Genomic DNA, 4,926 nt, shown 5'->3' with positions numbered 1-4,926 from the left:
CATTGAACCGAAATCTGGTATAAATTTTGCCGGTCTGCTCCTAGCGGCGCCGTCGAATGCCTATACAGCGCCACGGCAAAATGACACTTTCCGATCATGCTCAAAGCAAATTACAAACGGATGGAAACACAATGAACTGGTTGAAATCACTTCTCGTCGTCAGTGCCCTCGCAATCGTGCCTGCCCAGGCACAGGCGGCGTCCAATCTTGAGCAGATCAAGGCGGCAGGCGTTCTCAAGATCGGCACGGAAGGCACCTACGCGCCGTTCACCTATCACGATGCCTCGGGCAAGCTCGTCGGTTTCGATGTGGAGATCGGTGAGGCGATTGCCAAAAATCTCGGCGTCAAGCCCGAGTTCCTCGAAGGCAAGTGGGATGGCCTGATCGCCGGTCTCGACGCCAACCGCTATGACACGGTCATCAATCAGGTTGGCATCACCGAGGCGCGCAAGGCAAAGTATGATTTCTCCGAGCCTTACATTGCTTCAAAGGCAGTTTTGATCGTCAAGAGTGACAACGAGGAGATCAAGGGCTTTGCTGATCTAAAGGGCAAGAAGTCTGCGCAATCGCTCTCCAGCAATTTCGGCAAGATCGCCCAGGAAGCCGGTGCAGAGCTGGTTGGAACAGACGGTTTCGACCAGTCGATCCAGCTGGTCCTCAATGGCCGTGCCGACTCGACGATCAACGACAGTCTGTCTTTCCTCGACTTCAAGAAGCATAAGCCTGACGCCAATGTGAAGATTGCGGCGCAGCAGGAGAATGCCGATTTCTCCGGCATCATCATCCGCAAGGGTGAACCGGATCTGCTCGCCGCCATCAACAAGGCACTCGAGACGATCAAGGCGGACGGTACGTATCAAAAGATCGCCGACAAGTATTTCGGACAGGACGTTTCGAAGTAACAACCGTTTACGATCGGGATTATTTACGCTCTAAGAGGGCAGGGGGTTCGCTCCCTGCCTTTATTGTTGGGGAGAACGATTTTGACACATTGGTTGTCATTGATGCTCGAATCGCTTCCGTCGCTATTGTGGGCGGGTTTGATTTTCACGATTCCGCTGACGCTGTTGTCATTCGCGCTTGGACTTACCGTCGGTCTTATAGCTGCGCTTGTTCGGCTATTCGCACCAACTCCGTTTGCGGCGGTCGTCAAGTTCTATGTCTGGATCATTCGCGGTACGCCGCTGCTGGTCCAACTTTTCCTGATATTCTATGGCCTGCCGAGCGTTGGTATCGTGCTTGATGCGTTCACAGCCGCGCTCATCGGTTTCACCCTGAATATCGGCGCCTATACGTCGGAAATCTTGCGCGCGGTTATATCTTCGGTTCCAAAGGGCCAGTGGGAGGCCGCTTACTCGATCGGCATGAACTGGCGCCAGGCAATGCAGCGGACTATTTTGCCACAGGCGGCCAGAGTGGCTGTTCCACCGCTATCGAACACCTTTATTTCTCTTGTCAAAGACACTTCACTTGCGGCGGCCATCACTGTGCCGGAGTTGTTCCAGGCGGCTCAACGCATTGTTGCTACGACATATGAACCGCTCATTCTCTACGTGGAGGCGGCACTGATTTATCTCGCCTTGAGTTCGGTCCTGTCGTCGCTGCAAGCGCGGCTTGAAACCCGCCTCAATCGCTACGGCGGCTTCCTGGAGGCAGGATCATGATGGTCGACCTCAAGAATATCGAGAAACGCTTTGGCGACCACATGGTACTCAAAAACGTTTCCCTCAGCGTGGCCGAAGGCTCGGTCATGGCTCTCGTCGGTCCTTCCGGCGGTGGCAAAAGTACACTTCTGCGTTGCATAAACCTTCTGGAAATTCCAACATCGGGTTCAGTAGAAGTTGCCGGTGACCGGTTGGACTTTCAGCCGGGTGTGCGGATGGGCACGAAGCAGATCCAGCTGGTTCGCCGTCATACCGGCATGGTGTTTCAGAACTTCCAACTGTTTCCGCATCGTACGGTTATCGAGAACGTTACGGAGGGGCTGACCACAGTCCTCAAATGGCCAAGGGAGCGGGCGAGGGAACGGGCAATAACATTGCTTGAGAAGGTTGGGCTTGCGCATAAGGCAGAGGTCTGGCCATCGACGCTCTCCGGCGGACAGCAGCAGCGTGTGGCAATCGCCCGGGCGTTGGCCCCATCACCCAAAGTTCTTCTATGCGATGAACCGACGTCAGCGCTTGATCCCGAACTCTCCGGGGAGGTGGTCGATGTGCTCGCGCAATTGGCGCGGGAAGGTACGACAATGGTCATGGCGACGCACGATCTTCGACTGGCCTCGAGGATTGCCAATGAGGTGATCGTGCTGGATGGGGGAGTGGTCGTTGAAACGGGTTCCTCACGGGATATCTTCACCAACCCGAAACGGGAGCGCACCAAGCGCTTCATCGCTACCCTGACACACGAAGGCCATACGCATGGTGAGGGCATTTGACGGTGCATATGCTCTAGCGTGCTTCAATACCTCGTTGGTCAACCTTCGYGGAACGCGCGCTTTGCCCGATCTATCATTGGCTTGATGAAATAGGACGCGACGCTCCTGTCGCCAGACTCGATAAATGTTTCAACGGGCATCCCCGGTACAAGTTTGATTGCGCCAAGTCGTCCGACCTCGGCGGGAGTGATGGCCACGCGCACGGTGTAATGGCTGAGGCCAGTGCGGGTGTCCGTTGTCACATCTGCGGAAATTTGTTGCACGGTGCCATTGACTTCCGGAGTGGTGCGTTGGCTGAAGGCGGTAAAACGCAATCCAGCCGGTTGCCCGACAAAAAGCTGATCCACATCTTGCGGCTGCACCTTCGCTTCGACGACCAGCAACAGCATCGGGCACAATCAACATCAGCTGTTCACCCGCGGGGACCACGCCGCCGACAGTGTGGACGGAGAGTTCATGCACGGTGCCGGTTTGCGGCGCCCTTATGTCGATGCGTTTGAGCTGATCTTGGGCTGCAATACTGCGCTCGACATATTCTCCGCTCTTCGCATCGATGTCGCGCATGTCTTGCGCGGATCAGGTCGAAACATCCTTGAAAGGCGTAAAGGACGGCAATAATAGCCGTGAGGCCTAATACAACCTACAGTAGAACAGCACTCGTCATTAAAGTTATCAGAACCTTAGTCTACAGGGAGTGTCTACATTATTGCACGCGAAATGACACGCGGCTCATCATTCCCGGATAAAGATGACGGCATTCTCATCGGAATACGCACGTCGCCAGCCGGTTAATTCGTTGAAGAAAGGGATGCGGCTGTCGCCAGTTGCTAGCAAAGCCCAGCCGATTGCATAGGTTTTCATCTGTTCTTCCAAAATCGGTTTTCCACCACTGTTGCCCGCCAACATAGTTTTCTTCATGAAGCCATTCAGAAAGAGCTGATCGGTTCGGCCATCGATGAATGTCTTGATTCCATGGAAAATCAGCGTGCCGCCAAAATTGTAGGAATTGAAGACGTTCCCGGAGAGATTGTGCTGCTGCGCAAACGCGAGCGCACCTTTTGCCGATGTCTTCGGGCTTGGTTCGACCCCTGAAACCGAGGAGAATATTGCAGCCGTAGACACGATCAATATGCCGATCGTTGCTGAAATCGAGTGAAAATGGCTGGCAAGAAATTGCTCCAGGCGGTCGAGATGYCCCTTGGCCCATTTGTAAGCCGAGACCCAAGAGAATTGTTCACCGATTTCTGCCGCGAGAATGAGCGGTACCAGCAGAACAAAAAGATAGGCAAAGCGCTGATGCGTGAGGAGGAGATGCAGATTGAAGAGGAGAAACAGTGCCTTGGGCCATCCGATTTGCACTCGTGAGACGAGCAGCCCGAGAAGAGCTACCAGGAGGAACGCCTCCATAAGGTAAGAATCCGAGGCGTTGAAGGGCTGCCATTCGTCGATATAAGCGACCGCCTCGTTGCCGTAGGCAACTGAAAAGGTCGCGAGGATGGCCTTGATACCGTAAGGGTTGAGCAAGGTCACAAGCGGGCAAAGCATTCCAAAGGCAATCCATTTGCCGAGGAGACCTGGCTTCGTCAGGCGAGTCTGCGCCAGAAAATCCAGGCCCGCGAATGCCGCTATGATGAATCCGAATGTGAATGTTGCGTGGAGATTCGCCCAAAGGCATATGAGTGGTAGCAACCACAATGGTGGGGCTCGTTCATCGCGGGCAGCGCGGAACAGCTCAGCAGTCCAGATGATGATGATGGGAAGTGTGAAGACGAGTGGACGTGCGGTCAGGATCGGACCGATGAGGAGCGACAGTATGAAGGTCAGGCCGAACGCTACCGTCGGTTTTAGGGAGGCGCTGAGATACCATGCAAGCAGGAAGACCGTTAACGTGCTCATGGCGATGGTCAATAATGTGACCCCGTTCCAGCCGTTCAGCGAATAGGCGAGTGCAAACAGTATCTGCCCAAGCCATTCTTTTGCTATCCAGGGACTGCCAGCAAAAGTATAGGAATAAGTGTCGACCGTGGGAAACGTGCCGCTTGTCAGCATGTCCAAGCCCACCCGCACGTGCCAMCAATTATCAGGATCCTGCAAAAGCCCGCCAGCGGCGTAAATCAGCGTTGCCGCTTTGAAAATTGCAACAATCAAACAGAAGAGCAGCCTGACGCGCTGGTCTTCTGCGGTCGAGGAGCCCGAGACGGTTGCTGCCCGTGCGCTGTAGGTGTCGTCGGCCATTCTATCGGGGCTCACTTCTTCCGTTGATTGCATGCTGATTGTTAATCGAAATTGGTGTGTTTTCTGCAAACACGAAATGGACCGATCCCAGGTAGAAAAGGATTGTATAGGCACAAATGCCCAGCAGATGAATCATCGGGCCGTCCATTAGTCCGGTTGAGCGCGCCGCGAGAACAATTCCAAGATTGACCGCATAGGCCACCAGAAACGTTGCGACGTATCTTGCGATAACGCTTGGCGACGCATTTTGCTTTTTC

General features: G+C 54.4%; 4 protein-coding genes and 2 pseudogenes. 3 read left to right on the top strand and 3 right to left on the bottom strand.

Annotation, left to right across the window (positions count from 1 at the left end):
* The first annotated feature begins 131 nt into the window (after positions 1-131).
* The 3 genes from ACXJ5O_RS18925 (at position 132) to ACXJ5O_RS18915 (ending at position 2,434) form a co-directional block, all read left to right on the top strand.
* Positions 132-902 (top strand): amino acid ABC transporter substrate-binding protein, encoded by a 771-nt coding sequence (locus tag ACXJ5O_RS18925; RefSeq protein ID WP_112531431.1) that lies wholly within the window; start codon positions 132-134, stop codon positions 900-902.
* Positions 903-983: 81 nt separating this feature from the next.
* Positions 984-1,664, top strand: coding sequence for an amino acid ABC transporter permease (locus ACXJ5O_RS18920; protein WP_112531432.1), 681 nt, complete (start codon positions 984-986; stop codon positions 1,662-1,664).
* Entirely contained in the window at positions 1,664-2,434 is a 771-nt protein-coding gene (locus ACXJ5O_RS18915; protein WP_112531617.1) for an amino acid ABC transporter ATP-binding protein, read from the top strand. Before ACXJ5O_RS18920 ends, ACXJ5O_RS18915 begins: the two co-directional genes overlap by 1 nt.
* 38 nt (positions 2,435-2,472) lie before the next feature.
* Here ACXJ5O_RS18915 and ACXJ5O_RS18910 read toward each other — a convergent pair.
* From ACXJ5O_RS18910 to ACXJ5O_RS18900, 3 genes and pseudogenes are all read right to left on the bottom strand, one after another.
* Positions 2,473-2,980, bottom strand: a pseudogene (locus ACXJ5O_RS18910) (HlyD family efflux transporter periplasmic adaptor subunit); the annotation flags it as partial.
* Between the two features lie 186 nt (positions 2,981-3,166).
* Positions 3,167-4,669, bottom strand: coding sequence for a hypothetical protein (locus tag ACXJ5O_RS18905; protein WP_457301243.1), 1,503 nt, complete (start codon positions 4,667-4,669; stop codon positions 3,167-3,169).
* 1 nt (position 4,670) lies between these two features.
* Positions 4,671-4,926 (bottom strand): annotated as a pseudogene (locus ACXJ5O_RS18900) (hypothetical protein); the annotation flags it as partial.

The sequence above is a fragment of the Phyllobacterium sp. P5_D12 genome (assembly GCF_054049495.1).
Note: the sequence above shows the minus strand (reverse complement) of the source record. Positions and strands in the feature narration are given on the sequence as shown.